Genomic DNA, 20,993 nt, shown 5'->3' with positions numbered 1-20,993 from the left:
ATCAGCTTGCGGTGCGATTGCAGATCGCCTTGCGACGCGAGCAGCGTGGCCGTCAACTGGCCGCGCATCGCCGACGCGAAACGCAATAGGTGTTCCGCGCTGTCGAGTTCGACCACGATCGTAGCGGGTCCGAAGATTTCTTCTTCGAGCGGCCGGCTCGGATCGAACAGCAACGCGGCATCGGCGACGAACAGCTGTGCGGCGGCTTGCTGAGTTTCACCTTGCGCTGCTGCGAGCAAGGTAATGCCTGCGTGTTTCGACGCGCGTTCGAGGCCTGCGCGGAAGTTGGCGAAGATGCCCGGATTCAGCATGGTCTGCGGCGCCTGCCGCTCGATCGCCTTGCCGAGGCTGTTGATGAATGCGCCGAATCGCGGCGAACGCACGCCGAGCACGAGGCCGGGCCTTGTGCACAGTTGGCCGCAACCGGTCGCGACGGAGGCCGCGAGTTCATTGGCAAGCGCCGCACCGCGCTCCCGCAAGGCGCCCTCCAGCACAAACACCGGATTGACGCTCGACATCTCCGCGAACACCGGAATCGGTTGTTCACGTGCTGCCGCAAGATCGCATAGCGCCCGGCCGCCGTTCAGTGAACCGGTGAAGCCAACCGCCTGAATGCCAGGCGCCTGCACGAGGCGCGCACCGACGCGCTCGCCATAGATCATGTTGAAGGTCCCTGCCGGCATGTCGGTGCGTCGAATCGCGCGCTCGATTGCATCCGCCATGCCCTCCGACGTTACCAGATGGCCGGAGTGCGCCTTGACCACGACCGGGCAGCCGGCAGCCAGCGCGGAGGCAGTGTCGCCGCCAGCAACGGAGAACGCCAACGGAAAATTGCTCGCGCCGAACACCGCGACCGGACCGACGCCGATCCAGTATTGCCGCAGATCGGGACGCGGCAGCGGCTGCCGCTCACGCAACGCCTGATCGATGCGCGCGCCGTAGAAATCACCCCGGCGCAAAATCTTCGCCAAGAGTCGCATCTGGTTGCTTGTGCGCGCCCGTTCGCCGGCGATACGCGCATTCGGCAACGCGGTTTCGCGCATCACGTCGGCGATGAAATCGTCACCGAGAGCATCGATCTCCGCTGCAATTGCCTCGAGGAAATCCGCACGAACACTCGAGGGTAGCGCCCGGTAGCGCGGAAATGCTGCCGCCGCGGCCTCCACCGCTGCGTCGACTTCAGCGTCGGTCGCCTGTGAAAAAGCCACCGGATAAGCTTCGCTGGTCGATGCCGAGAGACTGTGCAGCGAGATATCGCCACGCGCGCTGCGCTGGCCGCCGATGTAGTTGTGGCCGAGGATGGGTGCTGTCACTTTGTGTTGTGCTCGTTGTAATTGGCATGGTAAGCAGCGCTCGCAGGTCTTCGCGCTGCGCGCGCCGCTATGGTCAGGGTCGCGAGACTCAGCCCGCGCCTCGACCACAAACTCAAACAGTCAGCAGGAAAGACGCGCCCGCGGACTGTGCGACTTCGCGGATCTTCTCGCGCAACGAATCGGGCATCGGTATGCCCTGCTCGCTGCGCTCCGCGCGCGTGAGACGCTCAGGGTCCCCAGGGATCAATACGGGCTGCGCCGGGTCGGCGGGCTGGCTTTCGCGCAGCGCATCGATTACCGCGTCGAGGTCAGCGTGGTATTCCTCGATGGGACGGAACGCCGCCGGATTCATAGCAAGGAAGAAATGGCCTATGTTGTCCGGCTCATCGCTCCTTTGCGTGCGGTTACGCACAGGCGAGAACGAACCGCCGCCCAGCGTGCTGCCGAGAATCTGCGCGAACAAACCGAGGCCGTAGCCTTTGTGACCGCCGAGAGTCTTGCCGTCGCCTCCTAACGGCGCGAGGCCGCCGCCGAGGCGCTCGAACAGCAGCCGGTAGGCTTCGGCCGAATCGGTCAGCGGGTTGCCGTTTGCGTCGAGCGCCCAGCCCGATGGCAACGGCTTGCCCTGCAACGCGTACACCTTGACCTTGTTCGACGCGACCACGCTGGTCGACATGTCGAGAATCACGGGCGGATGACGGCCCGCCGGTGTGGCAAAGGCGAGCGGATTGGTGCCGAGCATCGGCTCGGCCCCGAAAGTCGGCACCACCGTTGCAAGCCGGGTCGAGCACGACACCATCGCGATCAGTCCGCGTTCAGCCGCCATTTCCGCGTAGTAGCCCGCCGCGCCGAAATGCTGCGAGTTGAACACGGAGACCGCGCCCGTATCGCACGCCAGCGCTTTCTCGATTGCGAGTTCCATCGCCATGCGCGACGTGGGGTGTCCCATCGCCGCATTGCCATCGATCAGTGCGGTGGTCGCGGTCTCGCGCACGATACGCGCACTCGCCTTCATGTCGATCTGACCGGCGCGATACAACTGGTCGTAGAACATCAACATCGAGATGCCGTGCGAGTCGATGCCCTTCAGATCGGAATCGATCAGGATGTCGGCCGAAGCCGCGACCTGCCCGGGCGACATGCCCCAAGCTTCAAGAATCACCTCGATTTGCTGCCGTGCAATTGCGGCCCCGACGCGGGGCATAGTGTCTGCCATGACTGACCTGCTAAACGAAAGAATTGAATTGAAAAAATGGCCGACGCATTGCGTTAAGTTAAGCGTTAAAACTTATTGCGCTGTGGACATGGACTCCGGTCCGCCGCGGCCCGCGAGACCAAGCCGCAACCAGACCACCAGTGCGCCGGTGCCGAGCAACAGCAGGCTAACGGCGGGCACGAGCATCGGCGCGGACGTGCTGCCCGTCACCTTGCCCACCCACGGCATGATGTTTTGCGCAAGGAAACCGCCGACGCTCGAGCCCGCCGCGATCACCGCGAGCGCCGCCGCGCCGCCCGCGCCCTTCATGAATGAGGCCGGCAGCAGGCGCGGCGGTAATGCCCAGAAACACGGAATCATCAGATACAGACACGGTGCGCCGAGCGAGAGCGCTGCGAAACGCACCGCGTTGCTGAACGGCCCCACGCTGGCGACGAAGCACAGAATGCCGAGCAACGCTGCGCAGAACGCGGCGATCAGCACGCGGCGCGGCGTTTTCAGACGACGCGGCAACCACAGCAGCATCAGCGATGTGATGAGCCACGGAATCATGTTGAGCATGCCGTTGACGCTGCTCGTCACGCCGAAGCCTTTGACCAGGGTCGGCAGCCAGTACGCGATGCCGTAGATCGCGATGGAGATGGTTCCGTACCCGACGCTAAAGAGTCCCACCGTAACGAGCGCGGCCAATGACCAGCCACTGCCGCCGGCAAGGCGGGCGGCGGGCGGATCCGCGCGCAGCCGGCTTTCGATGACATCTTTCTCGCGGGTCGTCAGAAAGTTGGCAGACTGCGGGCCATCTGGCAGGCAGTACAGCGTGACGAAGGTCAGCAGCACGGCAGGCGCGCCGGTGGTCAGGAACACCCACTGCCAGCCGGCGAGGCCGGCTACACCTTGCAGTTCCAGCGAGAAGCCGCCGATCAGCGAGCCGAGCATGTTGCCCATGCTGCTGCCGAGCGTCAGCAAGCCGATGATGCCGGTGCGCTGCCGTTCAGGAAACCACATGCCGAGATAGAGGATGATCCCCGGATAAAGGCCGGCTTCCGCAGCGCCGAGCAAGAAGCGCAGGATCTGGAAGGCCAATGCTGAAGGCGTCCACGCGAGCAGCAGCGTCGCGACGCCCCACGTGAACATGATCCGCGAGATCCAGCGACGCGCGCCAAAGCGATGCATCAGCAGATTGCTCGGCACCTCGCACACCAGATAGCCGATGAAGAACAGCGACGATGCAAAGCCGTACGACGCTTCGCTCATCTTCAGGCTGCTCAGCATCTGCAGCTTGGCGAAACCGATATTGGCGCGGTCAATATACGCGACCAGGAAAATCGCAATCAGCAGCGGCACGAGCCGCCACGCTATGCGCGTAAAAAGTTGGTCTTCACTGCTTCGATCGGTCACTGTCGTCTCCATGCCGGACCGCCTTTTGCGCGGTCCGGCGTAAATGCTGATGCGGGTGGTTTCGTACGGCCTCGCCGCACGCAATCATTTGTTAGAGCGGCCACCTGCGCTCGCGCGATTGCATCATTGCGCGGCACAGGTAACCGTTTCCCTGCTTATAGTCCAGCCCCGTTTGCAGACGGGCTCTTTTTCCATGCTTCGAAGTCGGCGCGCGTCGCCTCGTCCGGCGGGTATAGGCCGAAGGTCGAGCGGCCAGCGCGCACCTGGACATCGACCCAGTCTTCGAATACGGTCATCGCGGCGGCTTCTTCAGCGATCTCGTTGGCCAGATGCGCCGGAATCACCACAACCGCTTCCGCATCGCCGACGATAATGTCGCCCGGATACACCGCCACGTCGCCACACGCGATCGGCACGTTCAGATCGACAGCATGGTGATGAATCAGGTTGGTCGGCGCCGACGGACGCGCCTGATAGCAGGGAAAGTCGAGCTTCCGCAGATCCGGCGTATCGCGAAAGCCGCCGTCGGTGACGACGCCGGCCACGCCGCGCACCATCATGCGCGTAATCAGAATGCCGCCTGCCGAGGCCGCGCGCGCGTCCTTGCGCGAATCGACCACCATCACGTGACCAGGTGGAATCTCCTCGACGCCGCGGCGTTGCGGATGGCTGCGGTCCGAGAACACGCCGATGTGATCGAGGTCCTCGCGGGCCGGAATGTAGCGCAGCGTATAGGCTTCGCCAACCATGCGCGCGGCCGCCGGGTTGACCGGCAGCACGCCTTGCACGCAAACGCTGTGAAGGCCGCGCTTGAAAAGCGCAGTGGTCAGGGTCGCCGTGCTGACGTTGCGCAGGCGGGCGCGGTTCTCGTCAGTGAGCGGGCTCGGGATAGTCACTGCGGTCGCTGAGGTCACAGATTTACTCCTGATTTCGGTGAAGTGGTGGCCGGCCGGGCGTCAGAACTTGTGGCGGATCGCGAAACGGACCGTCGCCTGCTGGTTACCCGACGCAGGCGTCAGGCCATTGAGCGAGGCGCGCGCTGCGCGCCCGGTCGAATCGGTGCCCGACGCATGCTGCAAAACGCCGATCACATAGAAATCGGTACGCCTGGAGACGATGTAGTCGGCACTCAGCGAGCCCTGTTGATATTTCGCGTCATTCGCGCCGCCGCCGTCGGTGTAGTTGTAGGCTGCGCCGAACGAGAGCGCCGGCGTCAACTGATACTGCAAGTTGACTTCAGCGCTGTTGAAGCTCGCGGTGCCCCCCACGCCGGCCGGATTGAGCGGCGACACGGCGCCGCTCAGATGCTTGAATTTCGTGTTCGAATAAATCCCGCCGAGGGTCGCCGCGCCGATCACGTAGGTGGCGCCGGCGCTGATGATCTCTTCGCTCTGCGCCGAGGCGTAGCCATTGATCACCGGCGAGCTGCCGAAGTTGTTGGTGGCCGCCGTCGCGCCGGCTGCCGTGCCGAAGAAAGAGGCATTCGGATTGCGCGCATTCAGGTAGCCGACGCCGACCGTGAGCGGCCCGCGAGCGTAACCGGCGCCGAGCGAGTAGATCTGGTTGCCGGCCATGCTGCCCGGCACGCCACCGAAGCTATACATGCCTTCCGCGGTCAAGCCTCCATAGCTGGCCGTGCGGTACTTGACCGCGTTGTTCACGCGATTGGTGTTGTTGAGGTTATCGAGGTCGCCCGGATGCGCGCCGATGCTGCCCGAGAACATCGCGCTCGGCATCAGCGGATGGATGTAGTCGACCACCGGATCGTACTGACGGCCGAGCGTGACCGTGCCGTACGGGCTCGAAACCCCCACATACGCCTGGCGGCCGAACAGCAGCGAACCCTGGCCCATCTTGCCGCTGTTCACGTCGAAACCGCTTTCGAGCACGAAGATCGCCTTCATACCGCCGCCCAGATCTTCATTGCCCCGCAGACCCCAACGGCTGCCGCTCAGAATGCCGCTCGACAGACTGTACTGGCTGTGGCCCTGGCCCGGGCTCGTTTGTACGTTGCTCGTGTAGTTGATGCCCTCGTCAATGATGCCGTAAAGCGTCACGCTGCTTTGCGCGTGAACTGCTGCCGGCGCTCCCGCAGCGGCAAGCACGGCGAATGCGAATGCCACGTGTGCGGCGAGAGGTTTCGAGGAGGTTGCGAGGGACTTATGCACTGCGAGGTCTCCAGTCACTTTTTTTCAATGCAGAGAGGAGTTGCGCTTTGCCGATGCACGGCGGACACAACAGAAAATCCAACGAGGCGATGACCGGCCTCGTCGGCGGAAACGGTGTTGTTCGATGAGCGCGCCGATGGGCGCCAGTCATTTACGCGGCCTTCAGAATGCGATCGGCGATCATCGAGCCGATCGGCATGGCGGAGGTCGCGGCCGGCGAAGGCGCGTTGCACACGTGCACCATGCGCGGCGTGTCGGCGAACAGGAAGTCGTGCACCAGCGTGCCGTCGCGCATCACGGCTTGCGCGCGAATGCCGGCTTCATAAGGCAGCAGATCGTCGACCGTCAGCGACGGGCAATATTTGCGGCACTGCTCGAGATAACCGCGCTTGAACAGCGAGTTCTTCATCTCGCCCATGCCGGAGCCCAGGTTGCGCCAGATGGTTTTCCAGAAACCGGGGAAAGCGGCATATTCGGCGACGTCGCGCAGATTCACGGAAAGCTTCGGATAGTTTTCGCGGCCGAATCCGAGCACCGCATTCGGTCCGACTGTCACGCTACCGTCGATCATCCGCGTCAGATGCACGCCGAGAAACGGCAGATCCGGGTCGGGAATCGGATAGATCAGATGGCGTACCACGTCGTTCTTCGAGGCCGGCAAGCGATAGTACTCGCCGCGAAACGGCACGATCTGGTGATCGATTTTCACGCCCGCTAGCCTGGCTAGCCGGTCCGATTGCAGGCCGCCGCAGACCACCAGCTTCTTTGCCCGCCATTGCTGTTCGTCCGAAGCGTCGACGGTGACGTAATCGCCCAACTCGGCAATCGACGTGACCTGGGTGCCGAGGCGAATTTCTCCGCCTGCTTTCTTGATGACGCGCGCCATCGCTTCGCATACCTGACGGTAATCGACGATCCCGGTCGCATCGAGAAATAGACCACCCAGACCGACAATATTCGGCTCACGGCGCCGCAACTCGGCGGCATTGAGCCGCTCCACGCGCAAACCGTTCTGTTGCGAGCGCGCGTACAGCGCTTCCATGCGCGCGAGTTCGAGCGGATTGGACGCGACCAGCAGCTTGCCGCACACGTCGAACGGAATGGCATGCTCCGTGCAGAACTGCTTGGTTGCCTCGGCGCCGCGCTTGCACAACTCCGCCTTAAGACTGCCCGGCTGGTAGTAGATGCCCGCGTGAATCACGCCGCTGTTGTGCCCGGTCTGATGCTTCGCGAGCGTGGTCTCCTTCTCGAGCAGCAGCAGCGAAGCCGTGGGCTCACGCTGCAGCAACTCCATCGCCGTCGCGAGACCGACGATGCCGCCACCGATGATGCAAAAGTCATAAATCATGTTTTTTCTTCTTCTTCGCTTCTACTTTGCGGATTCAGCTTGCTAAACGCTTTCTCGTCCTCTTATCAGGTTGTCAGACTAACTAGCCCAAAAAAGAGAACCGCCTCGCGGGCTTGAGCGCAGGGCCGCGAAGGGCCGCGCTGCTTGCCCGTTATCGTCAATCGCTAGGGGGTAACTCGATTTTCTGGCGTTTGGCTGCGGCGCGTAGATGCCGCTCAGCCGATTCGGCGGCGCCCCGATGGTCGCCGCGCTCGATAGCCTCGTACAGCTCGCCGTGCTCCTGGCGCGCGTAATCGCCCGCGTGGCTAGCCGTGTTGGCCCACTGCGCGCGACGCACCGCCACCAGTTGGCCGCGCAGGAAATCGTGGAACGCGACGAAATACTCGTTCTTGGTGGCTGCAGCGATGGCCCGGTGAAACGCGACATCGGCTGCGGAAGCCGCGTCGACATCAAGGCGTTTCTTTTCCATCTCGCGGATCGCATCGCTCATGCGTTTCAGATCTTCCGGGGTACGTCGGCGCGCCGCGGTCATCGCCGCCTGGGTTTCGATCCATAGACGCATTTCGAACAGTTGCGCAAGATCCAGCTTCTGGTTGCCGCCGCTCGGCAGCCGAAAAACCGTACCCGACGGCGTTTGCGAAATGAACGACCCTGCGCCGCGCCGGGCAACCAGGACACCGTCCGATTTCAGCTGCGCGATTGCCTCGCGCACGACTGAGCGGCTCACGTTGAGCCGTTCCGACAGTTGCTGCTCCGTTGGCAGGCGCGACTCGGCAGGAAAATGACCAGCATCAATTTCCGCGCGAAGTGCGCTTACCACACGCTGCACAAGCGAATCGGGACGTTCAAGCTCAAGCATCAACAGGATCTCGTTTTGATCAGGTTGTCAGACAATACCGAGTTGCTCTAGCAGTGTCAAGCGGTGGCCGAATTCCCACGCTCACCGACCACGCATAACATTCTCTTTAGCACTGCGCCGCAGGCGCAGGCTGTGCACGCCACCAGACCGGCCATGCCGCCGTCCCTGACCGCCGCTCCCGTCTCCGACCCGCGATTAAGCGAGCCAACAAGGCGTCCATTCAACCCGCGTTAGCGACTCGACCGTTGCCTCGCGCCGGCCCGCACTTCGGCGCCGCAAACGGCCAGGTCATACACGGCATTGCAGCCGGATTGATTTGCGCTCAGCGCGGCAGAGGATGCGGCGAGTGAGCGGACGCACGCGCGCCCAGCGCTGCGGCCGCTTCATCTTCCGGCTCCGCGGACAGATCCCGCCTGAAAGTCTCGGCGAGGAAAAACGCGCACACCAGGCTCAGCAACCCTGTCGCCGCGATATAGATCGAAATGGGCAGCGTCTGGCTATACGTGGCGAACAGATAGGTGGCGATCAATGGCGTCGGTCCTGACGTGATGATGCCGGCGATCTGATACGGCAGCGACGCACCCGTGTAGCGCACCCGCGTACCGAACAGTTCAGCAAACCACGTCGATTGCACGCCGTACACCGACGCCTGGCTTAACGCGATACCGCAGACGTACGCCACGAAAATCCAGGTCGGATTGCGTGTCTCAAGCAACGGAAAGAACGCGAATCCGTAGATCGCCACGAACACCGCGCCGAGCATGAAGACGGTCCGGCGTCCGATCACGTCCGACAGTTTGCCGAACAGCGGCAGCGTGATCAGCGCAAAGGCGCAGCCGAGAATGATGGCGTTCAGCAGCAGTCCGCGCGGCAGGCCGAGCCGCGTCGTTCCGTAGACCAGCACGAACACGTTGATCACGTTGAAGGTGATGTCGACCGCGAAGCGCGTGCCGATCGTCAGCACGAGGTCTTTCGGATGCCGGCGCAGCAATTCGATCAGCGGCGCCTTCACGACCTGCTTGCTCGCCTTGATCTGTTCGAATACCGGCGACTCCATGACGCGCAGGCGGATGAACAGGCCGATCGCGATCAGCGCGACGCTCAGCAGGAACGGCAGGCGCCATCCCCATGAATAGAACGCGTCTGACGGCAGACTCGATACGGCTTTGAACACCGCGGTCGAGAGCATCAGTCCGAGCGGCACGCCCAATTGCGGGAACGCGCCGAAGAAGCCACGCTTCCTGGCCGGCGCCGTTTCGACCACCATCAGCACCGCGCCGCCCCATTCGCCGCCGACGCCGAGCCCTTGCAGGAAGCGCATCGCCACCAGCAGGATCGGCGCCCAGACGCCGATCGAGGCGTAGGTCGGCAGCAGGCCGATCACGAAGGTGCCGACGCCCATGATTGTCAGCGTCGCGACGAGCGTCGCCTTACGTCCGATGCGGTCGCCAAAGTGCCCGAAAAACACGGCGCCGAAAGGCCGTGCGAGATAGCCGACCGCAAAACTGCCGAACGCCGCGATGGTGCCGACCGCCGGATCGAACGAGGGGAAGAACAGCTTGGCGAAGACCAGCGCCGAAGCGGTGGCATAGAGAAAAAAGTCGTACCACTCGATGGCGGTCCCGACCACCGAAGCGACCAGCACACGGTTGACGGCCGAACGGCTGATAACCGGCGCGTTGCCGGATGAAACGGGCGATGTATTCATGTCTCCTCCCTTCTCTGGGAATCTATGTTTTGAACTGCTGCGTGTCGGCGGCGCGGGTTCGCCCGCACGTTACGATAAATTCACTGTGCTCACCAGTGCAGTTTCATCGGGAACTGGTCGAGCGTTTCGACGCCGCCCGAGGTCAACCGCACGATACGTTCCGTGCGCAAACCGCCGACGTTCGGCACCGTGATCGTCGCCTTCAGGGTAAAGACCATGTTTTCCTGCAGCACGGTCTTGTTGCCCGGCCCGATCCACGGCGCTTCTTCTTCCGGGTCCATGCCGGTGCCGTGACCGGTGCCATGGCCGCGCGCTTCGCTTGAGTATTGCTCGTAGTTCGATTTCACCAGCGCCTGCTGGATCACCGCGTTCAGTTCCATGGCCGCCATGCCGGGACGCGCGGCGGCAAGCCCCGCTTCGACCGCGCGCGCCGCTGCCGCGACGATCGCCATCTTTTCGGGATTCGCCGGACCGTAGGTGAAACCGCGTCCGCCATCGGCGACGTACCCACGATAACGCGCACCGATGTCGGTCATGATCAGGTCGCCCGGTTGCAGGATACGGTCGGTGGGGCGCGCCAGGTTATACGCCGAGCGCGGACCGGATTGCACCATCGAATCGAACGCGGTCCGCTCCGCTCCTCCCGCGAGCATCGCGCGGTCAGCGATTAAAGCGAGTTCACGCTCGGTGTAGGGATGGCGGTCGGCGAGCGCGTCGCGAATCGCGGCCATCGCCGAATCGGTCAAGGCGGCGGCTTTGCGCATCAGCGCGACCTCGGCCTCGCTCTTGATCGCCTTGATTTCGGCCAGCACCATCGTCGGTTCGAGCTTCAGTTCGCCGAGACCGGCGTTCACGCGCTGCAACAGGTCCGCGGGGATATAGGCGGCGCCGGCGAGGCCGACCGTGCCGCTGCGGTGCCGTGCCGAAAATGCCTGCACCTGTTGCGTGACTTCCCGCAGGCTGCGCACCTCGAAGGCAGTCACGCTCGTCGCGTAGTCGAAGCATTGATCCGACACGAACAGCACAGGGTCGCCGTCCACCGGCAGCAGCAGGATCGCGTTGGCGATGTCCGATACGCCGTCGAGCGGACGAAACTCGGTGAAGTAGCCGATGTTCGCGCCACGCCAGCAATCGCCGAAGGCGAGCAGGCCGACCAGGCCCGCCTTGTCGAGTGCGCTGCGGACCCTCGCGACGCGGCCAAGGAACTCGTCGGTAGTGATGCCTTCCGGCGGGATGTCTGCGGTACGGATGTTCATTGCTTCTTCGTCTCCTGTGCGGCTGCATGCGCGGATGCTGGATGCAGCCGGTCTCGATGTCATGATGGGAATCCGCCTCGCCTTGGAATGCAGGACGTCTTCTGCATAGTAGAATCGATCGATATGCATTTATAATGAAAAATAACTCAAAATCTATATCGATACGGAATACATGGAGACGACATCGTGACCTCGGCCATTCATCCTGCTAACGGCGTGGGGACCATCGCGACGGGCCACTTCGACCCCACGCGTCTGAAGACGCGCCAATTGGCCCTGATCGTTCAGCTCGACACCCATCGCTCGGTATTGCGCGCGGCGGACGCCGCGCACATGACGCAGCCCGGAGCGACCAAGTTGCTGCGGGAACTGGAAGAGACGATGGGTGTGCCATTGTTCGAACGGCATCCGCGCGGTGTCGAGCCCACCTGGTACGGCGAGGTGCTGATCCGCCATGCACGCAGCGTGCTGGCAGAGTTGCAGCACGCGTACGACGAAGTGTCCGCGCTCAAAGCCGGCCTGACCGGGCAGGCGATGATCGGCACCGAGGTCACGGCGGCCACCAACCTCGTGCCGCAAGCCGTGGCGCTGCTCAAGAAGCGCTTTCCGCAGATTCGCGTCAACATCGAGATGGAATTCAGCGAGGTGCTGGTGCAGCGTCTGCAGGAAGGCAAGCTGGATATGATCGTCGCGCGAATCCGCAATCCGGACGATCTGGCGGAACTGCACTACGCCCCGCTCGCAGAAGCACAGCACGCGCTGTTCGCACGCGTTGGCCATCCGCTCGTCAAGCGCAAGACTCTGAGCTGGAACGAACTGGCGCCGCAAACGTGGATCCTGCCGCCGAAAGGCAACGTTATGCGCAACCAGTTCACGCAACTTTTTCTCGAACGGCAGCTCGCGTTGCCGACGGATGTGGTCGAGAGTTCATCGCTGCCTGTCATCTCGAGTCTGCTGCAAATGAGCGATATGATCGCGCCGCTTGCGCGCGAGCCGGTGCGGCCGTATTGCATTGCCGGCGCGCTCGAACCGCTACCGTTCGAACTCGATCTGAAGCTCGGACCGGCGGGCATGGTCACACGGCGCGGCGACAGGCTCTCACCGGGTGCGCGGGCGATGCTGCAAGCGCTGCGCGAGGCCGCCGGATTCGACACCCAAGGCCCCGACGCCGACAGCGACTGACTTACCGCCCCGGGACTCAGCGCGCGCCGTCCACCGCGACGCTTGCGCCGGGTTGTAGTAACCATTGATGCGCCGGCTCGTTATGTACGTGCCAGGCGCGGCGTGGACCAGCCATGACATTCAGGTAGTAGAGGTCGTAGCCGTGCGCGGCGGCAACCGGGTGATAGCCGCGCGGCACCAGCACGACATGCTTGTCGTACGCCGAGAGCGTTTCGTCGAGACTGCGGTCGTCGGTATAGACGCGCTGAATCGCAAAGCCCTGAGGCGGCGAGACGCGGTGGTAATACGTTTCCTCGAGATAGGTCTGCTGCTCGCCATTGTCGGTATCGTGCCGATGCGGCGGATAGCTCGACCAGTTGCCCGCCGGCGTCACCGATTCCACCACCAGCAAGCTCTCCGCCGGCTCGGTTTCCGGCAGGATGTGGCGCACGTGACGCAGATTGGCGCCAGCGCCGCGGGTTTCCTGCTTGACCTCGTCAGGTGCAATGAAGCGCGGCGCCAGACCGCCCTTCGCGGGCGCGGAGCAGATGCCGAGTTCGACGTCGTCCGCAGCCACGATCGTGTAGCGCGTATGCGGCGGCACGTACATGGACCACGGCGCGCCATCGAACGGCGACATCCGAGCGCCGATCGCGCGGCTCGCGAGCCCTTCGCAACCGACCATCGCGTGCCCCTTGACGAGCACGATCAAGACTTCGCGATTGCCCGTCTCCCGAGTAACTGTCGCGCCAGGCTTCAGGTCGAAAACATCGAAGCCGACGTATTTCCAGCCGGCGCTCTCCGGCGTGATATGGATGATCTGGCCGTCTTCGGCATGCCTTGACGGTTTGACGAGCAGGTCGCTCATGTCTTCCTCCAATTATTAAGGTTTGCTACCCAGCAGAACGCGGCAGTCGCGGCGCCCACGTGAATGGCCTCACGCGGTAAAGGCGCCCATCGCTTTGACTACGCCTTGTGCACGAATCGCCGCCAGATGGCGTGCGACTTGCGCGACGAAGCGCGGGTGCGCGCGCAGATCGCATCCGAAAATCGACTCGATTTCGAACAGTGTTTGTACCGCATCAACGGCATCCGCGTGCAAGGTCGCGCGGACCCCTTCGGTCAGTCTGTCGGCGAGGGGATCCGCGATCGTGTAGGTGCGCCCTGTCTCGTCCTGACCGCTGAGGTACGCGATCCAGCCGGCCAGCGCAAAGGCGAGACGTTCGGTCGGCGCACCGCTTTTCAAGTTGGCACGCACGCTTTCCAGCCAGCGCTGCGGCAGTTTCTGCGAGCCGTCGGTCGCGATCTGTTGCAAGCGGTGATCGAGCGCGGTGTTGCGAAAACGCGCGAACAGTTCAGCGCGATAGGTGGCCAACGCGGGTCGCGACAGCGTCGGCTCCGCCTCGTCGCGCAACATGGTTTCGACAAAGTTCAGCACTGCCGGCGCGCCGATCGCCTGATCGACGGTGTCATAGCCAATCAGCAACCCGAGGTACGCGAGCGCCGAATGCGCGCCGTTCAACATCCGCAATTTGGCCTGCTCATAGGGACGCGCGTCACCCACGAGCGTCGCGCCTGCGCGCTCCCATGCCGGCCGCGGTCCCGCGAAGCGGTCCTCGATCACCCATTGCGAAAACGGCTCGGTCATCACCGGCCACGCATCGTCGGCACCGAGCTGCTTCGCGACGCGCCTGCGATCGGCGTCGGTGGTGAGCGGCACGATCCGATCCACCATCGTGTTGGGAAATGCGCCCTCTAGCTCGATCCAGTCGGCCAGCAGAGGATCCACTTTGCGCGCGAACGCCAGCGTCAACGCGCGAATCGTGTCGCCGTTGGACGGCAGGTTGTCGCACGACAGCACGGTAAACGGGCCCAGACCGGCCGCGCGGCGCAGCGCCAGCGCGCGCACGACGAAGCCGATCGCGCTTCGCGGCGCGGCGGCCTCGCGCAGATCATGGGCAATGTCAGGATGATCGAACTGCAATGCGCCGCTGGCCGGATTGCGGCAATAGCCTTTCTCGGTGATCGTCAAGCTGACGATATGGCAGCGCGGATCGGTCATCGCATCGAGCACGGCGGCGGGCGATTGCGGCGCGACCAGCGAAGCGATCAGCGCACCGACCACCTGGAACGAATCCGCGGTGCCGTCGCGCACATCCACGGCATACAGATGATCTTGCGGAGCGAGCGCCTCCGACGCGTCCGGACGCCGCAACGACACGCCGACGATGCCCCAGCGGTGATCGCCAGCGCGCAACGTGTGCTCGGTGTACACGGCCTGGTGCGCGCGATGAAACGCCCCGAGGCCCAGATGGACAATGCCCGGTGCAAGGCTCGTGCGATCGTAGGCGGGAACGACGACTCCGCCAGCAGCGCGCGCTGCGAGCGAAGCCAGGGCAGCATTACTCAGCCGCATGATAGGCCGGATGTTTGGCGAGGCCTTCCCAGATGCCGTTCAGGTAGACCGCACCCAGCGCGCGGTCGAACAGCCCATAGCCGGCGCGGCCCGTTTCGCCCCAGATCATTCGCCCATGGTCCGGCCTTGCATAGCCTTCAAAGCCGGTTTCGAAGTAGGCCTTGACGATTTCCGCCATGTCGAGCGAGCCGTCGGCCGAGCGATGCGACGTTTCATGAAAATCGCCCGCGGCATTGGTTTGCACGTTACGCAGGTGTGCAAAATGAATCCGGCCGCGCGCGCCGAACTCGCGCACCAGTGCCGGAATATCGTTCTGCAGGTCCGCGCCCAGCGACCCCGAACACAGCGTCAGGCCGTTGGCGGGATCGTCGACAATAGCCAGCACGCGCTGCAGGTCAGCGCGATTCTTCACGATGCGCGGCAGCCCGAAAATCGGCCGCGGCGGATCGTCGGGGTGGATCGCCATCTTGATGCCGGCTTCTTTGGCCACCGGAATGATCGCGCGCAGGAAGTAGTCGAGATTGGCCCAGAGACCGGCTTCGTCAACCGCTTCGTAGTCGCGCAGCAGGGCTCTCAACTGCTCGGGCCGATAGCTCGCGTCCCAGCCGGGCAGCTGGATACCTTGGCTGACGTCGAGCTCGCGGATCGCTTGTGTGTCGAACGCGAGCGTCGTCGATCCATCGGGCAGGCGCATTTCCAGCGAGGTGCGGGTCCAGTCGAAAACCGGCATGAAATTGTAGCAGACCACCTTCACGCCGCAGGCGCCGAGGTGACGCAGCGTCTGGCCGTAGTTGGCGATGAGCGTGTCGCGCGTCGGTTTGCCGAGCTTGATGTCCTCGTGCACCGGCACGCTTTCTATCACTTCCAGTGTCAGGCCGTGGGTCTCTATCTTCTCCTTCAGCGACAGGATCCTGTCGATCGGCCACACCCCGCCCACAGGCACGTCATAGATCGCCGAGACGACCCCGACCATGCCGGGGATCTGGCGGATATAAGCGAGCGACGCGGGGTCCGTGTCGCCATACCAGCGAAAGGTCATTTTCATGTTCGAGTCTTCTCCCCACACGCTCGCTTCGCCTTCGACGACGCTGCGTATCAGTGAGTGGTTGGTGAGCCCTTCCGCGTCGGCCCAGCGCGGCGACGCGGCGGATGGACGCCGTGGGCCTGTCGGGTTCACGCGTGGCGCGCAGTTGGGAGTCTGCATACTAGCGACGATTGACATGCCTTTATAATGAAAAATAGCGCCATATCTATACGATTATGGAATACCAACAACTGCAGAGGTGCCGCCCGCCTGCTGCCAGAAACGGCACGGGCGACTCGTTCACGGTCTTCTTTTTGTTCAGCAACTCATCCGCGCCCAGGCAATCAGTCTGCTTGAACAGCGATGCGGAGCCGCCGAAATTTCTTCCGAAGGCCAAATTGGGCCGCTTCGGTTGCGGCGCATCGCCGTTAGATAGCGGGTTGCTCGCTTCGCACGCGTGAAGACGCGCGGACGCAGATGCCGGCTCGGCGGCCGTAACCAGAAGCAATGCGAACCGGGCGACCACGCGTTGAAGCTAGTGCGATCCGCCTCGTGCGCCCCGCGACGACGAAAGCGCAGTCGGCGCCGGGCCAAACCACGCGTCTACATAAGGTTCGATGCGCGCTGCCGACATCGGCTGGCCGATGAGGTAACCCTGCGCGGCATCACACCCGAGTTCCCTGACGAGAGCGAGTTGCGTTTCGGTCTCGATGCCTTCCGCGACCGTTCCCATACCCAACGCGCGCGCGAGCGCCACCATCGCTTCGCCCATCGCTCGAGCCTGATGACAGGTCTCCTCAACGGTAAGTCCCTGCACGAACGACTTGTCGATCTTGATGCGATCAACGGGCAGTTGTGTGAGGTACGCCAGGCTCGAGTAGCCGGTGCCGAAGTCGTCGAGCGAGACGGTCACGCCGAGCCTTCGCACGGCCGAAAGCGAGCGCGACGCCGCGACGAAGTCGCTCATGACCGCAGTCTCCGTCACTTCGATGTCGAGTACGGAAGCGCTCACGCCCGATGCCTCGGCCGCCTCCGAAACCAGTGCCGCGAGATCGCAATTCTGGATCGTCGTGGCCGAGAGATTAACGGCGATCTTGAACGGCATGTGGTCCGGTGCCTGCCATTGCGCCGCCTGGCGGAACGCGCGACGAATTAGCCATTCGCCCGTCGCCTCATAGGCAGGCGATTCAAGCAGCAAGTCGAGGAAGTCGCCCGGCATGAGCAGGCCCAGTTTGGGATGGTTCCATCGCAAAAGCGCCTCAGCGCCGTAGATACGGCCCGTGCCCAGATCCAACTGTGGCTGGTAGTGCAGTTCGAACTGATGCGAGGCGCTCGCGCTTTCCAGATCCGCGCGTAGCCGCAGGCGATGAGAGAGGCGCTGCGCATCCTCCTTACCGAACGACCACACGTGCGAGCCGCCTGCGCGCTTCGCGTGATACATCGCAGTGTCCGCGTTGCGTAGCAACTCGCCTGCATCCGACGCCGACACGGGGTAGCGCGCCACGCCGATGCTCGCGCCCACCGACGCCCGCACTGAAGGCGTCTGGATAGGTTCGCGCATGCGTACTATGACGTCGCGCGCGACACGCGCGGCCTCGCCCTCGGACGCGTCGACGAGGAAAATCACGAATTCGTCGCCGCCGATGCGAGATGCATGGGCGCGTTCGGTGAGCAAGTCCGAAAGACGCTCGCCGACGACGCGCAGCACCTCATCCCCCGCCGCGTGACCGAACGAATCGTTGATGTCCTTGAAGCGGTCGAGGTCGATGAAGAGCAGATCGACGGAATCGGCCACGCCTTCGTCGACGAGACGGTTCAGGCGCAGCAGCAATTCGCGCCGGGTGATGAGCCCGGTTAGTTCATCGTGCGTGGCTTGGCGCGACAAAAGTTCGGAGATCGCACGCGCTTCGGTGACGTCGCGAACCAGCACGGTGACGCCGTCCTCGCATGGAAACGCCCGCACTTCGAACCAGGTACCGAGCGGCGCGTAGAAGCCGGTCGCGCTGCTGGGCATACCGGTCTCGGCCGCCTGCCGATAGGCCGTTTCGTAGCTCGATCCAATGAGGTCCGGGTATTCGGCCCAGATCTCGTGACCCAGCAGGTCCGTCGGCCGGCGCTTCAGCAGTCGCGCAGCGGTGCGGTTGATGTTTCGAAACTTCCACTCGCGGTCGAGCGACATCACCCCGTCCGTGATGTGGTCGAGCACCTGAAAATCTTCCATGCCTTTGTCCCCCTCGACGGACCAATCCCGCGGTCCCACCATGTTTGAAATCGCCAACATTGCGTATCGTAGGAGGATGGACAGTGTTTGTGAACTGAAAAGCTTTGCCGAGCAGGGGCGCCGCCCAGTTGTAGATCGTTAATTTTGCTAGCGGATGCCGGCTGAAGCGCTAACCCTCGCTGTTCTCGCAGAGTTTGGCCACTCGTCAAGCGAGATAGAGGACCTGCTCTCGGAAGGCGCAGCCGTCGCCAACGTTGCGCAGTGAAGCCGGCGCGGATGAGACCAGCTACACGTCCTGCTCGCGGAACCGACGCCGAACAATTTGTCGTCCCGCGTCGTCTGCGCGATTCGTTGCTGCACGCGATTGCCTCCCCCGGCTCCATTTTCTACGATGGCCCATCCGGAGGCGCGGACACGCGCCAGCGGCGCCGGCCCTATCCGCAGCCCGCACAGTTCAGCCGACTTCGCACGACTCAGAAAGCATGTGCGATTCCAACTACCACCGCGAGTTGGTTGGCACCGGTCGCGACCGGGGTGGTCGACCCTGTCGCACTTAACGCAGACCTTGCGCTGTTGATGACGTACGTGACATCTGTGTACAGTGTGGTGCGCTTGGATAACAGGTAGTCTGCGTTGACGCCTGAGCTGATGGCATGCGCCGAAGCCGTGCGAAATGCGTGATAGTACGACCCCGCCGAAACTTGAAACGCCGGCGTTACCTTATAGCGAAGTCCTCCAAATGCCATGGTCTGCGGCGGTGACGCCGCGAACGTAGCGGCAATGTCGTTCAGAAGGAGTTCGTATCCAGCGTACAGGGTCGCATTGCCGATAGTCCACGAACCGCCCGCGAGATAGCGCCGCTCGCTGTCGCCGGACGAGGCAGCACTCGTCCCTTGGCGTTGCTCATAAACGAAGGTCAGGTTAAATGGCCCCTGGCGATACCGGCCGCCAACATCGAATTGCTTGCCGACGCGAAACTCTCCCGGCACCTGGGCACCATTCGCAATCGTCGAATCGTAGCCGAAACTGTAGAGCGCGTTCAGCTCGAACGGACCGGCGTGCCCCAGATACTCGAGCGCGTTATCGGCCCGTCCAACAAACTGCGCATCCTGGGCCGACAAGCCATAGCTGGAGTAGTTGAGAGGGTCGAGCGCCAGGAAGAAGCGATACATAGGCGTCATCTGCCGGCCAGCCATCACCGCACCGAACTTATCGCTTTCCAGGCCGACGAACGCCTGGCGGCCGAACAACCGTCCTGCCTGCTGCAAGGTACCATTATTCGTCGCGAAGCCCGATTCGAGCGTGAATATCGAGCGCAGACCCGCCCCAAGATCTTCCTTGCCAGTGAAACCCCAGCGAGAATTGATGCGATTGCCGGTGTTGACACGAAACAGGTTCCCGGAGCCTTGCTTGGCTGCATGGGTGACGTACTCGACGCCAGAGTCAAGAATGCCGTAGAGCGTTACCGATGACTGAGCGTGAACTGCAACAGTTGCCGACGAACATATCGTAGCGGCGAGCGCTACCCGCAACAGCCGCATACCGCGATTCGATTTCATACTAGCCTCCTTATTATGAGTAGTTATGCAATGTAATACGGTGTCGATACACACCGACGACTTTCCTATTTGCATCCAATCACGCGGGTCGAATTAAACCTGTGCGATGCGTTTGCTCACGAAAAGCATCGCTACAAGACCGATGACCGGCCCGATGGCAAGCGTAAGAACCGCAAGCACGATTGAATGTGTGCCGCCATAGACGTGTCCGACTGCCAGAGGAGACACAGCGCTCCCCATTTGCCAAATGGCGTTCGTCCACCCAGCGCTCGCTCCAGCCAGACGCTTTCCGGATGCGTCGCTCACCTGTGCCATAAGCACCGGCAGGTAACCATAAGAGAATGCACCCAGAACCGGAGCGACGATATAAAACTGCGTGACGGTCGAGCACATGCCGAACACCACAAGAGTGATGGCAAACGCGACCAGAACCAGAATGGACATGAGGCGACGCGAGATTCCCGGCAGGTCGGAAATCCAACCGAGCGTGGGTTTCGCAATGACCGCACCGATGCCGAAAGACACGATAATCGACCCGGCCACGACAGGAGAAATGCCGTATTGCCGCGTCATCAGCGCATTTCCCCACGCGCCGAAGCCAACAGTCGCCCAAAGACCGCCGCAACCAGCAATGGAAAGAAAAATCAGATTGCGATTGCGCAAGAGACTAAGCATCTCTTTCGCACTGTTGCGAGCCGGAGCTCGCTCGCCAACCGGGCGATTCTTGAGAAACAGAAGCGAGACGATGCCCCAGGCGAACGTGGCAATGCCGAGCATGCGAAACGCGCTGGCCCAGCCGTATTGCGCGGAAATAGTGGGCACGATTGCATTGGCGAGGACCACGGCGAGCGATGTTGCCGTGGTGTAAATGCCCATCGCTCGACCGCGGTCTCGCGTGAACCACGCAGGAATCACCTTCATCCCGGCCGAATAGTCAGCTCCGGCTGCAAAGCCCATTGCCAGTTGAATCAGAATGCCCACGGTCAACGAGGTCGTCTCGCCAAAGAAGAACGTGAAGACACCCAGCGGAAGCAAGGCAAGCGTCATCATCGCCCGTCCGCCGAGAAAATCGGTCAGCATGCCTCCGATGATGTTTGCAACCACGTATCCCGCATAGAACGCCGTAACAAAGGCACCAAGCAGCGACACCTTGATACCGAGCGATGCTCCAACAGGCGCCGCAACCGTGCTCCATGCGACGCGGTCGACATAGCTGAGAAGAAATGCTGCCCACACGATGAACAGAGCAACCCAGCGATAGGGGCTCGCCGCCGTTTCACCGACGTTTGACGCGGCCCAGTCCGCGCCCGATACGTCACTCGATGACGTCAGGTTTTTTCCCACGA

16 protein-coding genes are annotated in these 20,993 nt (G+C 62.8%); 1 reads left to right on the top strand and 15 read right to left on the bottom strand.

The annotated features are described in order from the left end of the window. From ACAX43_RS30170 to ACAX43_RS30130, 9 genes are all read right to left on the bottom strand, one after another. The coding region (locus ACAX43_RS30170) for an aldehyde dehydrogenase (NADP(+)) (RefSeq protein WP_370711996.1) at window positions 1-1,313 on the bottom strand (1,313 nt) is incomplete at its 3' end. A gap of 112 nt (window positions 1,314-1,425) precedes the next feature. Next, window positions 1,426-2,529, bottom strand: coding sequence for an Ldh family oxidoreductase (locus ACAX43_RS30165; protein WP_370711995.1), 1,104 nt, complete (start codon window positions 2,527-2,529; stop codon window positions 1,426-1,428). Between the two features lie 72 nt (window positions 2,530-2,601). Continuing rightward, on the bottom strand, window positions 2,602-3,939 hold the full coding sequence (locus ACAX43_RS30160) for an MFS transporter (RefSeq protein ID WP_370711994.1): 1,338 nt from the start codon (window positions 3,937-3,939) through the stop codon (window positions 2,602-2,604). A gap of 143 nt (window positions 3,940-4,082) precedes the next feature. Continuing rightward, window positions 4,083-4,841 carry a ribonuclease activity regulator RraA gene (locus ACAX43_RS30155; protein WP_370711993.1) on the bottom strand — a complete coding sequence of 253 codons (759 nt, stop codon included), beginning with the start codon at window positions 4,839-4,841 and terminating at the stop codon, window positions 4,083-4,085. Between the two features lie 42 nt (window positions 4,842-4,883). Then, the gene (locus ACAX43_RS30150; protein WP_370711992.1) at window positions 4,884-6,095 is read right to left on the bottom strand and encodes a porin; all 1,212 of its coding nucleotides are present in this window, start codon (window positions 6,093-6,095) and stop codon (window positions 4,884-4,886) included. Between the two features lie 151 nt (window positions 6,096-6,246). Continuing rightward, window positions 6,247-7,443 carry an L-2-hydroxyglutarate oxidase gene (gene lhgO, locus ACAX43_RS30145; protein ID WP_370711991.1) on the bottom strand — a complete coding sequence of 399 codons (1,197 nt, stop codon included), beginning with the start codon at window positions 7,441-7,443 and terminating at the stop codon, window positions 6,247-6,249. Between the two features lie 157 nt (window positions 7,444-7,600). Beyond that, window positions 7,601-8,302, bottom strand: a complete 702-nt coding sequence (locus ACAX43_RS30140) for a FadR/GntR family transcriptional regulator (protein WP_370711990.1) — start codon at window positions 8,300-8,302, stop codon at window positions 7,601-7,603. A gap of 322 nt (window positions 8,303-8,624) precedes the next feature. Beyond that, window positions 8,625-10,010 (bottom strand): MFS transporter, encoded by a 1,386-nt coding sequence (locus ACAX43_RS30135; protein WP_370711989.1) that lies wholly within the window; start codon window positions 10,008-10,010, stop codon window positions 8,625-8,627. An 89-nt stretch (window positions 10,011-10,099) separates the two neighbouring features. Continuing rightward, entirely contained in the window at window positions 10,100-11,266 is a 1,167-nt protein-coding gene (locus ACAX43_RS30130; RefSeq protein WP_370711988.1) for a M24 family metallopeptidase, read from the bottom strand. 186 nt (window positions 11,267-11,452) lie between these two features. Between ACAX43_RS30130 and ACAX43_RS30125 the strand changes: the two genes are divergently transcribed. Continuing rightward, complete coding sequence (locus tag ACAX43_RS30125) at window positions 11,453-12,448, top strand: LysR substrate-binding domain-containing protein (protein ID WP_370711987.1); 996 nt, start codon at window positions 11,453-11,455, stop codon at window positions 12,446-12,448. Window positions 12,449-12,464: 16 nt separating this feature from the next. Here the strand turns inward: ACAX43_RS30125 and iolB are convergent, their stop codons facing one another. The 6 genes from iolB to ACAX43_RS30095 form a co-directional block, all read right to left on the bottom strand. After that, window positions 12,465-13,295: a 5-deoxy-glucuronate isomerase gene (gene iolB / locus ACAX43_RS30120; protein ID WP_370711986.1), complete on the bottom strand. Its 831-nt coding sequence runs from the start codon at window positions 13,293-13,295 to the stop codon at window positions 12,465-12,467. 69 nt (window positions 13,296-13,364) lie between these two features. Continuing rightward, the gene (locus tag ACAX43_RS30115) at window positions 13,365-14,843 is read right to left on the bottom strand and encodes a mannitol dehydrogenase family protein (protein ID WP_370711985.1); all 1,479 of its coding nucleotides are present in this window, start codon (window positions 14,841-14,843) and stop codon (window positions 13,365-13,367) included. Next, complete coding sequence (gene uxuA, locus ACAX43_RS30110) at window positions 14,830-15,888, bottom strand: mannonate dehydratase (protein ID WP_370712004.1); 1,059 nt, start codon at window positions 15,886-15,888, stop codon at window positions 14,830-14,832. The genes ACAX43_RS30115 and uxuA overlap by 14 nt, the downstream gene beginning before the upstream one ends. A gap of 514 nt (window positions 15,889-16,402) precedes the next feature. Beyond that, window positions 16,403-18,088: an EAL domain-containing protein gene (locus ACAX43_RS30105; RefSeq protein WP_370711984.1), complete on the bottom strand. Its 1,686-nt coding sequence runs from the start codon at window positions 18,086-18,088 to the stop codon at window positions 16,403-16,405. A 473-nt stretch (window positions 18,089-18,561) separates the two neighbouring features. Beyond that, entirely contained in the window at window positions 18,562-19,647 is a 1,086-nt protein-coding gene (locus ACAX43_RS30100; RefSeq protein ID WP_370711983.1) for a porin, read from the bottom strand. 93 nt (window positions 19,648-19,740) lie between these two features. Beyond that, window positions 19,741-20,991, bottom strand: a complete 1,251-nt coding sequence (locus tag ACAX43_RS30095; protein WP_370711982.1) for a nitrate/nitrite transporter — start codon at window positions 20,989-20,991, stop codon at window positions 19,741-19,743. Between the last annotated feature and the right edge of the window lie 2 nt (window positions 20,992-20,993).

The organism is Paraburkholderia sp. IW21 (assembly GCF_041321145.1).
Taxonomy (GTDB): Bacteria; Pseudomonadota; Gammaproteobacteria; order Burkholderiales; family Burkholderiaceae; genus Paraburkholderia.
The sequence above is the reverse complement of the archived record's forward strand: the minus strand, read 5'-3'. Positions and strand labels throughout refer to the sequence as shown.